At 69.5% G+C, this 16,337-nt stretch carries 13 protein-coding genes; 5 read left to right on the forward strand and 8 right to left on the reverse strand.

Annotation, left to right across the window (positions count from 1 at the left end):
* Positions 1-210: 210 nt before the first annotated feature.
* Together ABZX37_RS42505 and ABZX37_RS42510 are read right to left on the reverse strand one after the other, a co-directional pair.
* Positions 211-1,050: a helix-turn-helix transcriptional regulator gene (locus ABZX37_RS42505; RefSeq protein WP_354749591.1), complete on the reverse strand. Its 840-nt coding sequence runs from the start codon at positions 1,048-1,050 to the stop codon at positions 211-213.
* 31 nt (positions 1,051-1,081) lie between these two features.
* Positions 1,082-2,254 carry an MFS transporter gene (locus ABZX37_RS42510; protein ID WP_354749593.1) on the reverse strand — a complete coding sequence of 391 codons (1,173 nt, stop codon included), beginning with the start codon at positions 2,252-2,254 and terminating at the stop codon, positions 1,082-1,084.
* Positions 2,255-2,334: 80 nt separating this feature from the next.
* Between ABZX37_RS42510 and ABZX37_RS42515 the strand changes: the two genes are divergently transcribed.
* Positions 2,335-5,340, forward strand: coding sequence for a BTAD domain-containing putative transcriptional regulator (locus tag ABZX37_RS42515; RefSeq protein ID WP_354749595.1), 3,006 nt, complete (start codon positions 2,335-2,337; stop codon positions 5,338-5,340).
* Between the two features lie 5 nt (positions 5,341-5,345).
* A complete protein-coding gene (locus ABZX37_RS42520) occupies positions 5,346-5,903 on the forward strand; it encodes a GNAT family N-acetyltransferase (protein WP_354749655.1) in 558 nt (185 codons plus the stop codon).
* 52 nt (positions 5,904-5,955) lie between these two features.
* Here ABZX37_RS42520 and ABZX37_RS42525 read toward each other — a convergent pair whose 3' ends face one another.
* The 5 genes from ABZX37_RS42525 to ABZX37_RS42545 all read right to left on the reverse strand — a co-directional run bounded on the left by ABZX37_RS42525 (position 5,956) and on the right by ABZX37_RS42545 (position 12,896).
* Positions 5,956-6,930, reverse strand: a complete 975-nt coding sequence (locus tag ABZX37_RS42525) for an NADPH:quinone oxidoreductase family protein (RefSeq protein WP_354749597.1) — start codon at positions 6,928-6,930, stop codon at positions 5,956-5,958.
* A gap of 14 nt (positions 6,931-6,944) precedes the next feature.
* The gene (pntB, locus tag ABZX37_RS42530) at positions 6,945-8,363 is read right to left on the reverse strand and encodes a Re/Si-specific NAD(P)(+) transhydrogenase subunit beta (RefSeq protein WP_354749599.1); all 1,419 of its coding nucleotides are present in this window, start codon (positions 8,361-8,363) and stop codon (positions 6,945-6,947) included.
* A gap of 19 nt (positions 8,364-8,382) precedes the next feature.
* On the reverse strand, positions 8,383-9,909 hold the full coding sequence (locus ABZX37_RS42535) for a Re/Si-specific NAD(P)(+) transhydrogenase subunit alpha (protein WP_354749600.1): 1,527 nt from the start codon (positions 9,907-9,909) through the stop codon (positions 8,383-8,385).
* A 427-nt stretch (positions 9,910-10,336) separates the two neighbouring features.
* On the reverse strand, positions 10,337-10,969 hold the full coding sequence (locus ABZX37_RS42540) for a TetR/AcrR family transcriptional regulator (RefSeq protein ID WP_354749602.1): 633 nt from the start codon (positions 10,967-10,969) through the stop codon (positions 10,337-10,339).
* Positions 10,970-11,312: 343 nt separating this feature from the next.
* Positions 11,313-12,896, reverse strand: a complete 1,584-nt coding sequence (locus tag ABZX37_RS42545) for an alkaline phosphatase family protein (RefSeq protein WP_354749657.1) — start codon at positions 12,894-12,896, stop codon at positions 11,313-11,315.
* 322 nt (positions 12,897-13,218) lie between these two features.
* Between ABZX37_RS42545 and ABZX37_RS42550 the strand changes: the two genes are divergently transcribed.
* Positions 13,219-13,551, forward strand: coding sequence for a VOC family protein (locus tag ABZX37_RS42550; protein ID WP_354749604.1), 333 nt, complete (start codon positions 13,219-13,221; stop codon positions 13,549-13,551).
* 330 nt (positions 13,552-13,881) lie between these two features.
* Positions 13,882-14,751: an alpha/beta hydrolase gene (locus ABZX37_RS42555; protein WP_354749606.1), complete on the forward strand. Its 870-nt coding sequence runs from the start codon at positions 13,882-13,884 to the stop codon at positions 14,749-14,751.
* A gap of 4 nt (positions 14,752-14,755) precedes the next feature.
* On the opposite strand, the gene ABZX37_RS42560 is transcribed toward ABZX37_RS42555, so the two are convergent.
* Positions 14,756-15,631, reverse strand: a complete 876-nt coding sequence (locus ABZX37_RS42560; RefSeq protein WP_354749608.1) for an oxidoreductase — start codon at positions 15,629-15,631, stop codon at positions 14,756-14,758.
* A 61-nt stretch (positions 15,632-15,692) separates the two neighbouring features.
* Here ABZX37_RS42560 and ABZX37_RS42565 point away from each other — a divergent pair, with 61 nt between their 5' ends.
* Positions 15,693-16,289, forward strand: a complete 597-nt coding sequence (locus ABZX37_RS42565; protein ID WP_354749610.1) for a TetR/AcrR family transcriptional regulator — start codon at positions 15,693-15,695, stop codon at positions 16,287-16,289.
* The last annotated feature ends 48 nt before the right edge of the window (positions 16,290-16,337 follow it).

The following is a 16,337-nucleotide window of genomic DNA, read 5'->3' on the forward strand; positions in this document are numbered from 1 at the left end:
GGCGGTGGCGATCAGGTGCGGCGGGCGTCCGAGCCAATGCCCGACGACATCGCGAGCGGCGGCGACCGTGGCCTTCGCCGAACTGGCCGGGTGCCTTCACGGACCACAACCCGGGGTCGGGTCCACGACGTCCTGCGCGCAACCAGTCGAGCTGCGGAAACACGCCAGCAGCGCCTCCACCTCACCGCCTTGAGTTCCTGGCATTGGAACTCAGCCCAGGTCAGTGCCGAGAAGCTGCACCGCCGCCTCGTGCGGAGAGTCCGGTTCCGCGTGATAGATCTTCAAGATCGTCCCGTCCCCCAACTCCGCGGACTGATACATCAGATCGAACTGCCCGACCAGCGGATGCCGGAACGTTTTCGTCCCAGTCGTGCAATTCCCCACCGTCTGCCCGACCCACAGTTCCGCGAATTCCGCACTCGCCATCGTCAGCTCGCCGATCAGCTCGGCCAGCCGGGGGTCGTGCCGGTGGTCCCCGGCGATGTACCGCAGGTAGGAGACGTTCTGCTGCGCCTCCAACGGCCAATCCGCATACAACGCGCGCACATTGTCGTCGAGGAAATTCAGCTTGATGACATTCGGCCGGTCCCCGTCCGGCGCGGCGAAATCGAGGTGTGCGGCGAACAGTTTGTGGAACAGCGAATTCCACGCCAGGATGTCGCAGCGGAAATTGAGCACCGCGACCGCCGCGTCGCCGAGGGTGTTCACCAGCATCCGGGTCCGCGGGGTCAGCTCGTCCGTCGTGGCCGGCCGCACCGGCGGGGCGGGCGCGGTGGTGCCGATCTTGAGCAGGTGCGCCTCCTCGGCCGCGCTCAGGTCGAGCGCGCGGGCGATCGCGGACAGCACCTCCGGCGACGCGTGCGCGGTCTGCGCCTGTTCGAGCCGCGTGTAGTAGGTCGAACTGACCCCGGCGAGCGCGGCGACCTCCTCCCGCCGGAGCCCGGGCACCCGCCGCGAACCGCGGCTGACCAGGCCGATTTCGGCGGGTTGGAGTCGCTCGCGCATCCGTCGCAGGTAGCTTCCGAGGTCGGTGTTCACAGGCTCTGGCACGGTTCCATCCAAGATCGCCGCGACGGCGCGGTCAAGCGGCCGGGAACCCGCGGCGTCGCGCGAGCAGGACGACCGCCAGCACCGGCGCCATCAGCACCAGCACGGTCCACGGGAACGAACCGCTGCCGGCGACGTCGAGCAGCACGCCGCCGACGACACCGCCGGCCGCCATCGCCGCGTTCCACAGCGTCACGAGCATCGCTTGGACCGTGTCCGCGGACTCGCCGCCCGCGTCCCCGGCCGCGGTCTGCAGCAAGGTCGGCACCCCGCCCCAGCCGAGACCCCACAGCGCGGCGGCGGCGTAAACCAGCGCGGGTTCGGTCGCGAGCAGCGCCGCGGCGACCGCGACCAGCAGCGCGCTGAGGACCGTCAGCAACCGCAGCCGCCGGTGGATCCGCGCGCCGACGATCCAGATGCTCGCGATCGAGGCGAGGCCGAACGTCAGCAGGACCAGGTCGGTGTCGTCGCCCATGCCGAGGCCGGTGAGGAAGGTGGCGAGGTAGGCGTACAGCACGGTGTGCGCCAGCACGAACACCAGCGTGACGAACAGGACCGCCGCGACCCCGGGGATGCGCAGCGCGGGCAGCATTTTCGGACGCGCTCCCCCGGCCTGACCAGGGAAGTCGGGCACCGCCGCGCCGATCCAGGCCAGCAGCACCAGGGTGAGCACGGTCATGGCGAGGAACGCGGTACGCCAGCCGGTGAGCTGGCCGACGAACGTCCCGGCAGGCACGCCGAGGCACAGCGCGACCGGGATGCCGGCCATGGCGATCGCGATGGCACGACCCTGCAGAGCGGGCGCGACCAGGCGGCGGGCGTAACCGGCCAGCAGCGCCCACGCGAGACCAGCCGCGACGCCTGCGACGAACCGCGCGACCATCGTCAGGCTGTACTCCGACGACACGGCCGTGACGGTGTTGGCCACGGCGAATCCGCCCATCGCGGCCAGGAGCAACCGTTTGCGTCGCCAACCGGCGGTGATGGTGGACAGCGGGATCGCGGTCAGCACGGTGCCCAGCGCGTAGACGGTGACGGTCTGGCCGGTCGCCGATTCGCTGACGTCGAGCGAGCCGCTCATCGCGGGCAGCAGCCCGGCGGGCAGAGTTTCGGTGAGGCTGGTGATGAACACCGCGGTGGCGAGGGACAGCAGCGCGAAAAGCGGAAGCCGCTGAGTCGGCGCGACGGCGGCTGAGGTGGGGCTCATGCGCCCACTGTGCGGACCGGGACTTCGGGAATGCTTACGATCGGCTGACGGTGACCTGATGGCGCGACGGGAGCAAGGCGATGCGGTTCGGGGTGCTCGGCCCGCTCGCGGTGTGGGACGAGGAAGGCGCGCTGGTCACCGTGCCCGAGGCGAAAGTACGGACGCTGCTCGCGACCCTGCTGGCCCACGACGGCGGCCCGGTCACCGCGGACCGGCTCGTCCAGGACCTCTGGGGTGACCGTCCGCCCGGCAAACCGGCCGGCGCGCTGCAGGCCAAGGTGTCGCAGCTGCGCCGGATCGTCGGCCGGGACGGCGTCGAACGGCAACCGGCGGGCTACCGGCTGCGGATCGGGCATTCCGATGCCACTCAGTTCCGCGACCTCGTCACCCAGGCTCGCGCGACGGCGGATCCCCGCGCCCGCGCGGAGCGATTCGCCGAAGCGCTGGGCCTGTGGCGCGGCGAGGCGTTCGCCGACTTCTCCGACGAGGAGTTCGCGCGATCGGCCGCGCACCGGCTGTCCGAGCTGCAGCTGGCCGCGGTGGAAGAGCAGGCTGCGGCGCAGGTCGAAGCAGGCGACTACTCCGCCGCGGACGATCTGACGGACGTCATCGCGCGTAATCCGCTCCGGGAAGGCTTGCGGGCGGCGCAGATGCGCGCGCTGTACCTGCGCGGGCGGCAGAGCGAAGCCCTTGCCTCCTATGCGGATCTCCGCACCCGGCTCGCCGAGGAACTGGGCGTCGACCCGAGTCCGGAGCTGCGCGCGGTGTACGAATCGCTGCTCCGGCAGGATCCCGCGCTGACTGCCGAACCGCGCGGGAATCTCCCCCGCCCGCTGACGCCGTTGATCGGCCGGGAGGAGGCGCTCAAGCAGCTCGCCGGACTGTCGGAGCGGCTCGTGACGTTGACGGGGCCGGGCGGAGTCGGCAAATCCCGGCTGGCAGTGGGGCTCGTGAGTGCCTATGCCAGTTCTAACCGGGATAGGCACTCACGAGGCGAGTTTCCAGACGGCGTGTGGCTGGTCGAGTTCGCGGGCATCCGCGGCACCGCCGCCGATCTCGCCGAAGCAGTCGCCGCCGTGCTCGGGATCCGCGACTCGGTCGACTCCGCCTCCCCGACGCAACGACTCGCCACAGCCCTGCGCGACCGCCGGATGCTGCTCGTCCTGGACAACTGCGAGCACGTCGTCGAGGCCGCCGCCGAACTCGTCGAAGCACTCCTGCGCGGTACCCGCGACCTGCGCATGGTTACCACCAGCCAGGAACCGCTCGGTCTGCCGGGCGAGTCTGTGTTCGAGGTAGCACCGCTGCCGCCCGCGGACGCCGTGCGGCTGTTCACCGAACGCGCCACCGCCTCCGCGCCGGATTTCGCGCGCGACCTCGACGCGATCACCGAAATCTGCCGCCGCCTGGACGGTCTCCCCCTCGCGCTGGAACTCGCGGCGACTCGCGTGCGCGGCCTGGGCGTGCGGGAACTGGCCGCCCGGCTCAACGACCGGTTCGCCGTCCTGACCCGAGGATCACGCGGCGCTCCGGCGCGGCAGCAAACGTTGCGCGCGGTGCTCGACTGGAGCTGGGAACTGCTCAGCGCACCCGAACGGACTGTCCTCAGCAGACTGGCCGTGCACCGGGACAGCTTCGATCTCGCCGCCGCCGAAGCCGTCTGTGCGGGAGACGTGCTCGACCTCGTGCTCCGGCTGGTCGACCGGTCACTGGTCGCCGTCACGAACGGACCGGCCGGGATTCGGTACCGGCTGCTGGAATCCGTTGCCGCCTATGCCGTCGAACACCTGACGGACCCTGCCGCCACACGCGCACGACACCTGCGCCATTACCGGGAAATCGCCGAGAACGCGCAACTGCGGGGCGCTGGTCAGCGAACTTGGCTCACCCGGCTGGACGTCGAAGCGGGCAACCTGCGCGCCGCCCTGGACGAAGCGATCTGCCGAGTGTCCGCCGAAGCGGTTCGGCTGGCGAAAGCGTTGTCCTGGTGGTGGCTGCTACGAGGCAGGCTCACCGAAGGCCGACGCATGCTGTCGGCCGTATTGCGTTTCGCCGCAACGGATCCGGAGCTCACCGTCCTCAATGGATCGTTCGCTTTGCTGACCGGCGAGCAAGCCCCGCCCGATTCCCCGGACGGCGTTCGCGCTTTGTGGTTGCGCGCCTACAGTTTGTTCAGCGTCGGCGACATCACCGCCAGCTACGAGGTGAACGAGCGCGCCCTCGCCGCCGCTGGGGACGACGAGTGGGGCGTCGCCGCGGCGCTCGGCCTGCGCGCCATGCTCAGCCTGGTCCGAGGGGATCTCGCAGCGCTCGGCCGGGACGGCCTGCGCAGCGCCGAACTCTTCCGCCGCCTGGGCGACCGGTGGGGCGAGATGCAGACCATCCCGCCGCTGGCCGCGCTAGCCGAAATCAAAGGCGACTACGCCGAAGCCGCCCGCCGCCAGCACGACGGACTCGCCATCGCGCGCGAACTGGACCTGCAAGCGGAAGTCTCCGCGAGACTGTCCGGCCTCGGCCGCCTCGCCCTGCTCGAACGCGACTGGCCGCGAGCCCGCGAACTGCACGAACAAGCCCTGCGCATCGCGTCCGACCACGGCTACACCTACGGCCGGATCCACGCCGAAATGGGCCTCGCGCTAGGCGCCCGCCGCTCCGGCGACCTCGACGCCGCCGAACACCGCCTGACCCGCCTCCGAAACGAATACCGCGACGTGTCATCGGTGGCAGGGGATCACCTGCTGTACGCAGAACTCGGTTTCGTTGCCGAACTCCGGGGCGATTTGGTGCAGGCTCGGAAGTACCACCTGAAGGGCTTGGAATACGCGCGGATACTCGATGAGCCGCGCGCGTTCGCGCTGTCGCTGGAGGGTTTGGCGGGCACTTGTGCGCCGCAGTCCGCCGCGTTGCTGCTCGGCGCCGCCGATGCCGCGCGACGAACTGTCGACGCACCGCTGCCCGCCGCCGAGCGGGGTGATGTGGACCGGATTACTGAAGCGGCACAAGCGGTTCTCGGTTCCGGTTTCGTCGGTGTGTTCGAGAGTGGTGCACGGTTGTCCGTCGAGGAGGCAGTGAGGATGGTGTCGTGAACGAGATGCTGACCGCGGCTCGGATCGAAGCGTCGAGGGTCGTGCTGCGCAAAGCACATGACGGTGACCGCGAGCGACTCATCGAACTGCGAACCGACCCGGACGTCTGGCGGTACCTCGGCGGGCCGCAGCACCGGGAGGAGGTCGAACAGCGACTCGACGACATCGGCGGCGCAGCGCAGGCAACCCGCCGACCGGGGACTTTCGTCATCGCCGACCAGGCCACCGACCGTCTCCTCGGCACCATCGAACTCGATCGCCGCTCCGCCGAGGAGCCCGGCCATGTCACCGAAACCGGCGAAGAACTGGAACTCAGCTACCTGACGCATCGCGACGCCTGGGGCGCCGGGCTGGCCTTCGAAGCCGCCGCCGCGATGCTGCGCGCCGCCGCCGAAGAGCTTCCCGATCAGCCAGTGCTCATCGTGACGCAGACGGCCAACAAACGCTCCCTGAAGCTCGCCGCCCGGCTCGGTTTCGAGCCGGTCCGCACCTTCCGTCAGTACGACGCCGACCAGACCCTCGCCGCCGTCAGCCTGCACTCCTGTCTACACAGGACTCGCTGAACGGAAGGCCCCGGCCGCCACCAGCACCCAGGACCTCCCGCCCGCCAATCCACTACGGACGCACAGTAAGAACCAGCTTCCCCATAGCCTTCCGGTTCTCGATAGCCTCCAACGCCTCCCGCACCTCCGCCAGCGGATAACTCCCGCCCAGCGGCGGCACGATCGCCCCTGCCGCCAGTTTCGGCAGCAGCTCCGTCCACTGCCCCTGCAAATACCCCGGCCGAGGCAGGGCATAAGCGCCCCACCCGACGCCCACGACGTCCAAGTTGTTGAGCAGCAACCGGTTCACCTTCACCTCGGGGATCGACCCGCCGGTGAATCCGATGACCAGCATCCGGCCGTCCGCGGCCAGGCAGCGCAGCGAATCGGTGAACCGGTCCCCGCCGACGACGTCCGCGATCACGTCGACCCCGCGGCCGCCGGTCGACGCCTTCACCGCGTCCTTGAAACCGTCCGCCAGCACGTACTCGTCCGCCCCGGCCGCGACCGCCGCTTCGCCCTTCTCCGGCGTCGACACCACCCCGAGCACCTTGCCCGCGCCGAACGCCTTCGCGACCTGGATCACCGCCGTCCCGACCCCGCCGGCCGCGCCGTGCACCAGCACGGTCTCCCCGGCCGCCATCCGGCCGCGGCGGCACAGCGCGAAGTGCGCGGTCAGGTAGTTGAACGGGATCGCCGCCGCCTGCTCGAACCCCAGGTCGTCCGGGATCGGGAACACCGCGTCCGCCGCGCACGCGACCTGCCCGGCGAACCCGCCCAGGAACGGCAGCGCCGCGACCCGGTCCCCGGCCTTGACCGCCGCACCGTCCGGGGCCTCCGCGACGACCCCGGCGACCTCGGCGCCCGGGATGAACGGCAGCTCCGGTTTCACCTGGTACAGCCCGCGCGTCTGCAGCACGTCCGGGAACGACACCCCGGCCGCGTGCACGTCGATCAGCACCTGGTCGGCAGCGCGCGCGGGCGAATCGACCTCGACTGCCGAAACCGTCGACGGGCCTTCGAGATCCTTGATGTGTACAGCTTTCATGCGTTTCTCCTGGTTCACAGCGCCGAGAGGATGTCGTTGACCCGGTCCTTGGCGTCGCCGAACAGCATCGCCGAGTTCTCCCGGAAGAACAGCGGGTTCTGCACGCCCGCGTAGCCGGAAGCCATGGAGCGCTTGAACACGATCACGTTCTCCGCTTCCCACACCGTCAGCACCGGCATGCCCGCGATCGGGCTGCCCGGGTCTTCGGCGGCCGCGGGGTTGACGGTGTCGTTGGCGCCGATCACCAGCACCACGTCGGTGTCGGAGAAATCGTCGTTGATCTCGTCCAGTTCCAGCACGATGTCGTACGGGACCTTCGCCTCGGCGAGGAGGACGTTCATGTGGCCGGGGAGGCGTCCGGCGACCGGGTGGATGCCGAAGCGGACCTCGATGCCCTTGTCCCGCAGCTTCCGGGTCAGCTCCGCCACGCCGTACTGCGCCTGCGCGACCGCCATCCCGTAGCCCGGCGTGATGATCACCCGCGACGCGCCGGTGAGCAGTTCCGCCGCGCCTTCCGCGGTGATTTCCCGGTGCTCGCCGTAATCCTTGTCCCCGGACGGCCCGGCCTCGATCCCGAACCCGCCCGCGATGACGGAGATGAACGACCGGTTCATCGCCTTGCACATGATGTAGGACAGGTACGCACCGGAGGAGCCCACCAAAGCGCCGGTGATGATCAGCAGGTCGTTCTCCAGCAGGAAGCCCGACGCCGCCGCGGCCCAGCCCGAATACGAGTTCAGCATGGACACGACCACCGGCATGTCCCCGCCGCCGATCGACGCCACCAGATGCCACCCCAGCGCCAGCGCCAGCACAGTGACCACGACCAGCAGCCACAGGTGCGGGCTGACCACGAACCACGCGGTGAACGCCACGAACAGGACGAGCGCGCCGAGATTCAGGAAGTTCTTGCCGGGCAGCATCAACGGCGCGGACTTCATCTTCGCCGACAGCTTCAGGTTCGCCACGATCGACCCGGTGAACGTCACCGCGCCGATGAACACGCCGATGAACACCTCGGCGTGGTGAATCCCCAGCGTGCCCAGAGAATCCAAATGCGCCGCTTCCCCGCCGGACGGGTCCGATTCCACTTGCAGGTATCCGTTCCAGCCCACCAAAACCGCGGCCAGACCGACGAACGAATGCAGCAGGGCGATCAGCTCGGGCATCCCGGTCATCTCGACCACCGCCGCCCGGCGCAACCCGATCCCCGCCCCGATCACCATCGCGATGATCATCAACGCGATGGAGGTGCCGGTGATGTCCCCGGACACCGCTTGGGCGATGGTCGCGATCAACGCGACGATCATCCCGGCGATGCCGAAATAGTTACCGACTCGCGCGGTTTCGTGCCGTGAAAGCCCGGCCAGCGCGAGAATGAACAACAGCCCGGCCACAATGTAGGCGGCCTGGCTCGCAGTGTGCACAGTCATCTGAAGAAGGCCTCTCGGGTCAGCTGCGGGAGAACATGGCGAGCATCCGGCGCGTCACCGCGAACCCGCCGAATATGTTGATCGTCGCCAGCAATGTCGCCACCGCCGCCAGCACGACGACCACCGTGTTTCCGCTGACCAAGTTCAGCAGCGCGCCCACGACGATGATCCCGGAAATCGCGTTCGTCACCGACATCAACGGCGTGTGCAGCGCGTGATGCACATGCCCGATCACGTAATAGCCGATCACGATCGCCAGCGCGAACACCGTCAGATGCGGCAGCAACGCCGCCGGGGCCAACGCCGCCAGCAGCAGGAACACCGCCGCCACGCCCAAAACGAGCCCGAGCCGGCGGCCCGAGGACATCGACTCCTTCTTCGGCTCCTCCTTCTTCTCCGCGGCCGCCGCGGGTTTCTGCGGCGCGGCGGAGACTTGCACCGGCGGTGGCGGCCACGTCAGCTCGCCGCCCTTCACCACCGTGATCGACCGGACCACCACGTCCTCGAAGTCCACGACCAGCTGGCCGTCCTTCTCCGGCGTCATCAGCTTCATCAGGTTCACCAAGTTGGTGCCGTACAGCTGCGACGCCTGCGCCGGAAGCCGACCGGCGAGATCCGTGTAGCCGAGAATCGTCACGCCGTTGTCGGTGACGATCTTCTCGCCCGCGACCGAGCCCTCGACGTTGCCGCCGTTCGCCGCGGCCATGTCCACAATGACCGAACCGGCCTTCATCGACGCGACCATCTCGCCGGTGATGATCCGCGGCGCCGGACGGCCCGGGATCAACGCCGTCGTCACGATGATGTCTGCCTCGCGACACTGCGTCGCGTACAGCTCAGCCTCGCGCGCCTTGTAGTCGTCGCCCATTTCCTTGGCGTAGCCCGTGGCGGAGACTTCGGCGTTCGGGTCCTCGATGGACAGGTACTCCCCGCCGAGGCTCTTCACCTGGTCGGCGACTTCCGGGCGCGGGTCCGTCGCCCGCACGATCGCCCCGAGGCTTCCGGCCGCGCCGATCGCCGCCAGCCCGGCGACCCCGGCGCCGACGACCAGGACCTTGGCCGGGTTCACCTTGCCCGCCGCGGTCACCTGACCGGTGAAGAACCGCCCGAACGTGTGCGCCGCCTCCACCACCGCGCGGTAGCCGGCGATGTTCGCCATCGAGGACAGCACGTCCAGCGACTGCGCCCGGCTGATCCGCGGCACCGCGTCCATCGCCAACGCCGTGATCGGCCGCCTCGCCAGATCCTCCACCAGCTCCGGATGCAGCGCCGGAGCCAGCAGGCTCACCACCGCCGCTCCCGACTTCACCGCGTCCAGCTGCTCGGAAGAGGGAGCGTTCACCCCGAACACGATGTCCGCGTCCGCGATCGACCCGGACGTCGCGCCCGCGTCCGCATAGGCCTCGTCGAAGAACCCGGACGCCAGCCCGGCGCCCGGCTCCACCGTCACGTCATAGCCCAGCCCGCGCAGCTTGCCCACCGTCTCCGGGGTCGCCGCGACGCGCGTCTCCCCCGGTTGTGCCTCCTTGAGCACCCCGATCAGCATGCTGTCTCCTTCCCGCTCGTTCGCGGAAGATCCGCCGGCCGGGCCTGACGGCGTTTTGGGTCGCCACCTGGTCCGACTTCGCCCGCTTCAGGTACAGATGCGCTGGATACTCCCATGCCGCCCAGCCTCCGGCAGCCAACCGGAGGCCCTTTTTCGACGGCAAGTGCGACGAGATCACGGTCATAGCCCTGGGCTGTCGCGGCACCGGTTGTCCGAGCCGCTCCCCCGCGCCGCGGCGGCCTCCGGGCGCGGCCGAGCCGGAAACCGCCGACTACCCGCCTGAACCGCTCCCCGCCCCTCCCGCCGGTTCCCGCCTTAGCCGCCCGCCGCCGCGTCGCGGCCGGGATCGCGGAATCGATCGCCTGATCGATCACGACGTCCACAGTGATGTCCGCCACTTGACAACCGCCGTTTCCGGGTCGGCGACTCAATGGCGCAACCCGCTGCTCCGCTCGGAGCCAGCCGTCGCGTACCGGGTCAGCATGGCCACCAGCTCGTCCTCGAACACGGGAAGATCGAGCGGCTCCGGCCCGGCGATCATCTTGTGCACGAGCAGTTCCACCGTGTTCACGATGATCCGCGCCGCCATGTCCACATTGGACACTTCCGGCTCGAGCAGACCGCGCACATACGCGACCCGCTCCTCCTCGTACCGCGCGACCTGCTCCAGCAACTCCGCCGAGCGAGGGGCTTGTTCGGCCATCACGCGCAACAGCTGCGGATCGTCGAGGTGATTCTGGATCGCGACGTGCACGAGTTCGCGGAGCGCACCGTCCAGCGACTCCGGCGGCCCAGCGGTTTCCCGGTGGCGGCGCAGGGTTTCCGCGCCGGCGTCGAGATGCTGAGACGCCAACGCGACGAGGATGGCGTCTTTGTTCGGGTAGTACTGATACAACGAACCGATCGACACCCGCGCCCGCTCCGCGATGCGATTCGTGGTGCCCGCGGCGTACCCCATCTCAGCGAAAATCTGCGCGGCCGCCGTGAGAATCCGCTGCCGGGTCAGTTCGCCGCGCACCTGCTGCGGCTCCTTGCGCGGCTGCAGGCGCTTTCCGGGCATCGCGGGCCTCCTCCGGGGTGAGCTTTTGCTCATAATAGGCCGGTGAGCAGGGTCGATGCCGTTCTTTCCGCAGTTTCCCGAGCAATGGGACGGCGAGCGCAGTGAACGCGCGGGGCGGCCCGCTGCCCACGTGAGCCCCCGCCGCGCACGGACGAACCCAGCCAGATTCCGCCGCGCGGCCCACCGACCAGATGAATCCCAGCCCGCTCGACCGGCGCGTTCCGGCGAACCAGACCCCCTGTTCAGGGAGACCTTCCGGCGCCTCCAGCCACTCCGCCCGCCTTGTCTTGTCGAATCGCCGCGCCTCGGCCCGCCCCTCGGCGAGAGACGGGCCGAGGTGCGATCAACGGCCGAGGCCGGGCAGCGGCGCCGTCCCTTCCTCGCGCACCGCGTCCAGCGCACGCGGGTCCAGGTTCAGCAGTCGCAGGATCGTAGGCGCGATCTGGGTCGTCTCGACCGCCGCCGGAATCCGCACCCCGTGCCCGCCGCTGACCACCAGCGGAACCGCGCGGTCGTCGGCGGCCGCGCCGCCGTGTTCGGCGATTTTCGAGTGGCCGCCGGTGTACACGACGCCGTGCTGGGCGATGCCGACCAGGTCCGGCACCCGCGGGTCGCCTGGGCGCACCTGGAAGTAGCGAGCAGCGTCGGCTCCGGCGTAGGCGGTCGTCAGGCCCGCGTGCGCGAACGGTTTCGCCGCGCCGGTGCTGCCGTTTCCGGTGCCGGACTGGGCCAGCAGGTACTGCCGCGCGAACTCGGCGGCCGACGGCGAGTGGTCGGTGAACCACAGCAGCATCGCGTCGTCGTCCGTCGATTGGGCGACCAGGTCGGGCGCGCCGGGGTGCGCGGCCAGCCAGGCGGCGTTCAGGCCGGCGAGCAGCGGGGCGTCGTCGATGCGGGTCAGCGCGTTCGGGTCGATCGGCGACTGGCCGTGTTTCGCGGAGAGGAGCACGGTCGTCGAGCGGTCGAGGTGCCGGTTTCGCAGTTCGGCGGTGAACGCGCCGACCTGCCGGTCGACGAAGTCCAAAGCGGATCGCAGCACCGGGCCCGGGGTTCCGTCCGGGCGGTACCCGCCGGGCTGGCCGCCGGAGAGCGGAAGCTTCTGCGCGGTCGAAACGGACTGGAAGTTCATGCCGAACACCCCGGGCGTGCCCGCGCGAGTCTGTCCACTGTGGTCAAATCCGTCGATCTCGTTCAGGACGGCCTTGGCTTTGTAGCCGTCATAACGCTGAGTCGCCGAGTTGTCCTTCGTCCAGTCGCTGGAACTGGGCGCCTTGCTGTTGATCTCCGGAGTGAAGAGGTCGTCGATGCCGCTGCCCGACGGACCGTTGAGCATTTCGTAAGCCGGGTGCTTGTCCGACCAAGCGGTGCGCAACCCGGCCTGCCGCGCGACCTCGAACACGGTGTTCACTCGCAGATATTGGTGCGGGTAAACAGGTTTGCACGTCTTCGGGTCGACGGGCAACGCGGCCGGGTTGATCAGCGAACGCGGATTGCCGGTCATCGCGAGCACGCCGTCCGGCAGGTTCGGCAGGCCTTGCCCGGCGTCGATGGCACCTTGATTGCGGTCCAGGTCCTCGGTGTAGTCCACTGTGGACCCGGGTTTCGCGCTGGCGCAGGACGTCGTGCCCGCCGGGAGCAAAGCCCGGTTGTAGGTGGCGTCGTAGTAGATCCCGGTGCTCGCGGGGTTGCCGCCGGTCACCTGCGCGACCATGCCGGGGAACGAATCCGACGGCACCGGCGTGTTCGCGTGCGCGTATTCGGTGCCGTGCGCCGCGAGCGCGGCCAGCGCGGACCCGGGATGCGTGCGCGTGTACCAGTCCAGGTCCGACTGGTGGAGACCGTCGACCGAAAGCAGCAGCACATGCTCGGTGCGCCCCGGCGCGGCCAGCGCGGGTACGGCCGCCGCGACAGTACCGGCCGCCGCCATCGCCACCACGGCACGCCAACGAATTCTCGACACAGGAGTCCTCCTCGTCCCTGCCGCCCGACACGGCGACCGGCGTATTCCAGGCCGCGCACAAAGACAAGGGAAAACCGCCGGAGAAACACAAGATGAACGCTCTCGCCAGGTGCGGACCAGATTTCCGCAGCGGGAAGAAAACCGTTCCCCGGCGCAGCGGACGCAATTCGCCTGATTCGTTCATCAGCGCGGATACCCGGCAGCCGTCCGCCGGAGTGCTTGCGTCTTGCCAGCACTTGTGGTCCACTGAAAGTGCTTGCAGATCGAAACCACTACGAAGGGACCGGTCATGATCCGTCGAGTGCTCGCCCAGTGCACCGTCTCCGACCTCGCGCGGGCCGAGGCCTGGTACGCGGCCCTGTTCGACCGCGCCCCGGACGCCCGGCCGATGCCCGGCCTGCTCGAATGGCACCTCGGCGACACTTTCGGACTGCAGGTGTGGTCCGAACCCGACCGAGCCGGACGGTCGACGGTCGTCCTCGAGGAAACGGACCTCGACGCGGCCGCCGCCCACGCGACAAAGGCCGGAGCCATCCACGACGGCCCGCAACCCGGCGGCGGCGCGCGCATCCTGCCGCTTACCGATCCGGACGGAAACCGCGTGGTTTTCACCGGGAAGTGAGCTACGACGGAAAGCAATTTCGGCGGTCTTCGCGAGAACACGGTCATTCCGGGCCGGAACGGCGCAATTCCCCGTGATACGTCCGCCGAAAGGCCCCGCGCGCCACGGAGACTCGCGCGACGAGCGGCCGCAACCGCCGCACCACCACCGACCGCACCCCGGCGCACGGTCGCCAAAGCCCGCACAGCGCCGCGGGCCGGAAGGCTCGCTCGCCGAGCGGTCGCTCTGCCGAAGACCGTGATCCCCGGCCGGGTTGACCCGCTGCCCCGAACCGGCCTAGTCTCGCGACTAGAGCGATCACTCTAGTCGCGAGATCCGAGGGAGGGTCCGATGCCGCGCGTGGAGCTGTCCGCCGGGCCGATCGAGTACGCCGACACCGGCGGGATCGGCCCGGCGCTGGTGTTCGGGCACGGGTTTCCGATGTCCGGCACGCAATGGCGCAAGGTCGTCCCGCTGCTGACCGGCTACCGCTGCGTCCTGCCGACCCTGCCGCTCGGCGCCCACCGCGCGCCGATGCGACCCGGCGCCGATCTCACGCAGTTCGGCGTCGCCCGGCTGCTCGGCGAATTCCTCGCCGCACTCGACCTCCACGACGCGACAATCGTGCTCAACGACTGGGGCGGCGGCCAATTCCTCGTCGCCGACGGGATGGCGCCGGCCGAGCACGTCGGGCGGGTCGGACGGCTCGCGCTCGTCGCCTGCGAGGCCTTCGACAACTTCCCGCCCAAACCCGCGCGCCCGGCCGTCGCCCTGCTCCGGCTCCCGGGCGGGCCGTGGCTGCACGCCCAAGTCACCCGGTCGTCGTTCTACCGGCACGCCAAATCCGCGTACGGCGGAATGTGCGAAAGCCGCATCCCGGACGACATTCTCGACGGCTGGTTCACCCCGGCCTTGCGGGACAAGGACATCCGCCGGGACCTGGTCAAGTTCGCCACCGGAACCCCGCCCCGGCGCGAACTGCTCGCGTGGACCGAGCGGCTGCGGACGTTCGACCGGCCCGTCCTGGTCGTCTGGGCGGGCCAGGACCGGATGATGCCCGCCGACCACGGGCGGCGGCTCGCCGAACTCTTCCCGGACGGCCGGCTGGTCGAGATTCCGGACAGCGGCACGCTGATCCCGGAAGACCAGCCGGAACGATTGGCCAAGGAATTGACCGCGTTCCTCACCGAAACCGGAGCACCGCCCGAAGCGGCGGAATAGAGTCTCAGGCCGGAACGGTCAACGGAAACCGCACCCCAGTAAGCTCCTCGGACACCGTCCACAAGCGACGCGCGACCTCCTCGTCCCGAGCTTTCGCCGACCGCCCGACCAGTTTCGGCGCACCGCGGTTCTGCAAGAATCCGCGCGGCCCCGCGAAGCTGTTGCCGGGGACATCCGCCAACGCGGCGTAAAGCGTCGGCCGCGCCCCCTCCTCCGAAGTTTGCGCCAGCAGCCGAGTAGCGGCTTTGACCAGCGGCGACAACACCGGCGTCTCGCCCTTCAGCAGGTTCGTCGCCGCCGTCCCGGGATGCGCCGCGGTCGCCAGCACCGGCGACCCGACTTCGGCGAGCCGACGCTGAAGCTCCGCCGTGAACAACAGGTTCGCGAGTTTCGACTGCCCGTAAGCCGCCGCCGCCCGGTACCGTTTGCGTTCCCAGTTCAGGTCGCCGAAATCGATGGAACCGACCCGGTGCCCGTTCGACGAAACCGTCACCACCCGGCCGCGGATCCGCGGCAGCAGCAGGTTCGTGAGCGCGAAGTGGCCGAGATGGTTGGTCCCGAACTGCGATTCGAACCCGTCCGCGGTGCGCGCCAGCGGCGGGATCATGATGCCCGCGTTGTTGATCAGCAGGTCGATCGGCTCGGTGAACTCCGCGCCGAACGCGCGGACCGACGCCAGGTCGGCGAGGTCCACCTGCCGGACTTCGACGGCACCGGGCAGTTCCGAAGCGGCCTCGCGGCCGCTGCGCAGGTTGCGCACCGCGAGCACCACCCGCGCGCCCTTGGCTGCCAGCGCCGCGGCTGTCGCGCGGCCTAATCCGCTGTTCGCACCGGTGATCACGGCGGTGCGGCCGGTCTGGTTTTCCGCTAGTAAGTCCATGCCCCCAAAGTAGGCACCGGCAACAATGTTGTCAACGGAAACATACTGCTAGACTGACCGGGTGCCCGACCAGTCCGACGACCGTCCCTATCACCACGGCAGCCTCCGCACCGCCTTGCTCGACGCGGCCGAACGCGGGTTGCGCGCGCACGGAGCCGATCGGCTGTCGTTGCGCGACCTCGCCAGGGAGATCGGCGTCAGCCACGCCGCGCCGCGTCGGCATTTCCCGGATCGGCAGGCGTTGCTCGACGCTCTCGCCGAAGCCGGATTCGCGCGGCTGGACAACGCGTTGCGCTCGGCGTTGAAGACTGCGGACGACTTTCCGGGACGCGTGCGTGCGGCGGCGACTGCGTACACCCGCTTCGCCACCGAAAACTCGGCACTGCTCGAACTGATGTACACCAGCAAGCATCGCCCCGGGGCGTCGCGGATCGTGCAGGCCGCCGAAGCGCCGTTCGGGCTGATGAACGACCTGATCGCCGAGGGCCAGGAGCAGGGCGCGCTGCAGGACGGGCCGACGCAGCGGATCGGGGTCGTGTTGTTCGCGACGCTGCAAGGAATCGCGACCCTCGGCAACGGCAACCTCGTTCCGCCGGAATTGCTCGACGGGCTCGTCGAGACCGCCGTCGAACAGTTCCTGCGCGGCGCTCGTCCATAACAAAACCGGTCGGCCACGCGAATGCGGTGCCCGATTGGATACCGTGGG

This window comes from Amycolatopsis sp. NPDC004079 (assembly GCF_040610415.1).
Lineage (GTDB): Bacteria > Actinomycetota > Actinomycetes > Mycobacteriales > Pseudonocardiaceae > Amycolatopsis > Amycolatopsis halotolerans.

Excerpts from the sequence above, each read along its gene's own strand:
- ABZX37_RS42520 (WP_354749655.1), top strand. The coding sequence starts at position 5,346 with ATGCTGACCGCGGCTCGGATCGAAGCGTCGAGGGTCGTGCTGCGCAAA.
- ABZX37_RS42510 (WP_354749593.1), bottom strand. The coding sequence starts at position 2,254 with ATGAGCCCCACCTCAGCCGCCGTCGCGCCGACTCAGCGGCTTCCGCTT.
- ABZX37_RS42540 (WP_354749602.1), bottom strand. The coding sequence starts at position 10,969 with ATGCCCGGAAAGCGCCTGCAGCCGCGCAAGGAGCCGCAGCAGGTGCGC.
- ABZX37_RS42535 (WP_354749600.1), bottom strand. The coding sequence starts at position 9,909 with ATGCTGATCGGGGTGCTCAAGGAGGCACAACCGGGGGAGACGCGCGTC.
- ABZX37_RS42550 (WP_354749604.1), top strand. The coding sequence starts at position 13,219 with ATGATCCGTCGAGTGCTCGCCCAGTGCACCGTCTCCGACCTCGCGCGG.
- ABZX37_RS42555 (WP_354749606.1), top strand. The coding sequence starts at position 13,882 with ATGCCGCGCGTGGAGCTGTCCGCCGGGCCGATCGAGTACGCCGACACC.
- ABZX37_RS42515 (WP_354749595.1), top strand. The coding sequence starts at position 2,335 with ATGCGGTTCGGGGTGCTCGGCCCGCTCGCGGTGTGGGACGAGGAAGGC.
- ABZX37_RS42525 (WP_354749597.1), bottom strand. The coding sequence starts at position 6,930 with ATGAAAGCTGTACACATCAAGGATCTCGAAGGCCCGTCGACGGTTTCG.
- ABZX37_RS42560 (WP_354749608.1), bottom strand. The coding sequence starts at position 15,631 with ATGGACTTACTAGCGGAAAACCAGACCGGCCGCACCGCCGTGATCACC.
- ABZX37_RS42545 (WP_354749657.1), bottom strand. The coding sequence starts at position 12,896 with ATGGCGGCGGCCGGTACTGTCGCGGCGGCCGTACCCGCGCTGGCCGCG.
- pntB (WP_354749599.1), bottom strand. The coding sequence starts at position 8,363 with ATGACTGTGCACACTGCGAGCCAGGCCGCCTACATTGTGGCCGGGCTG.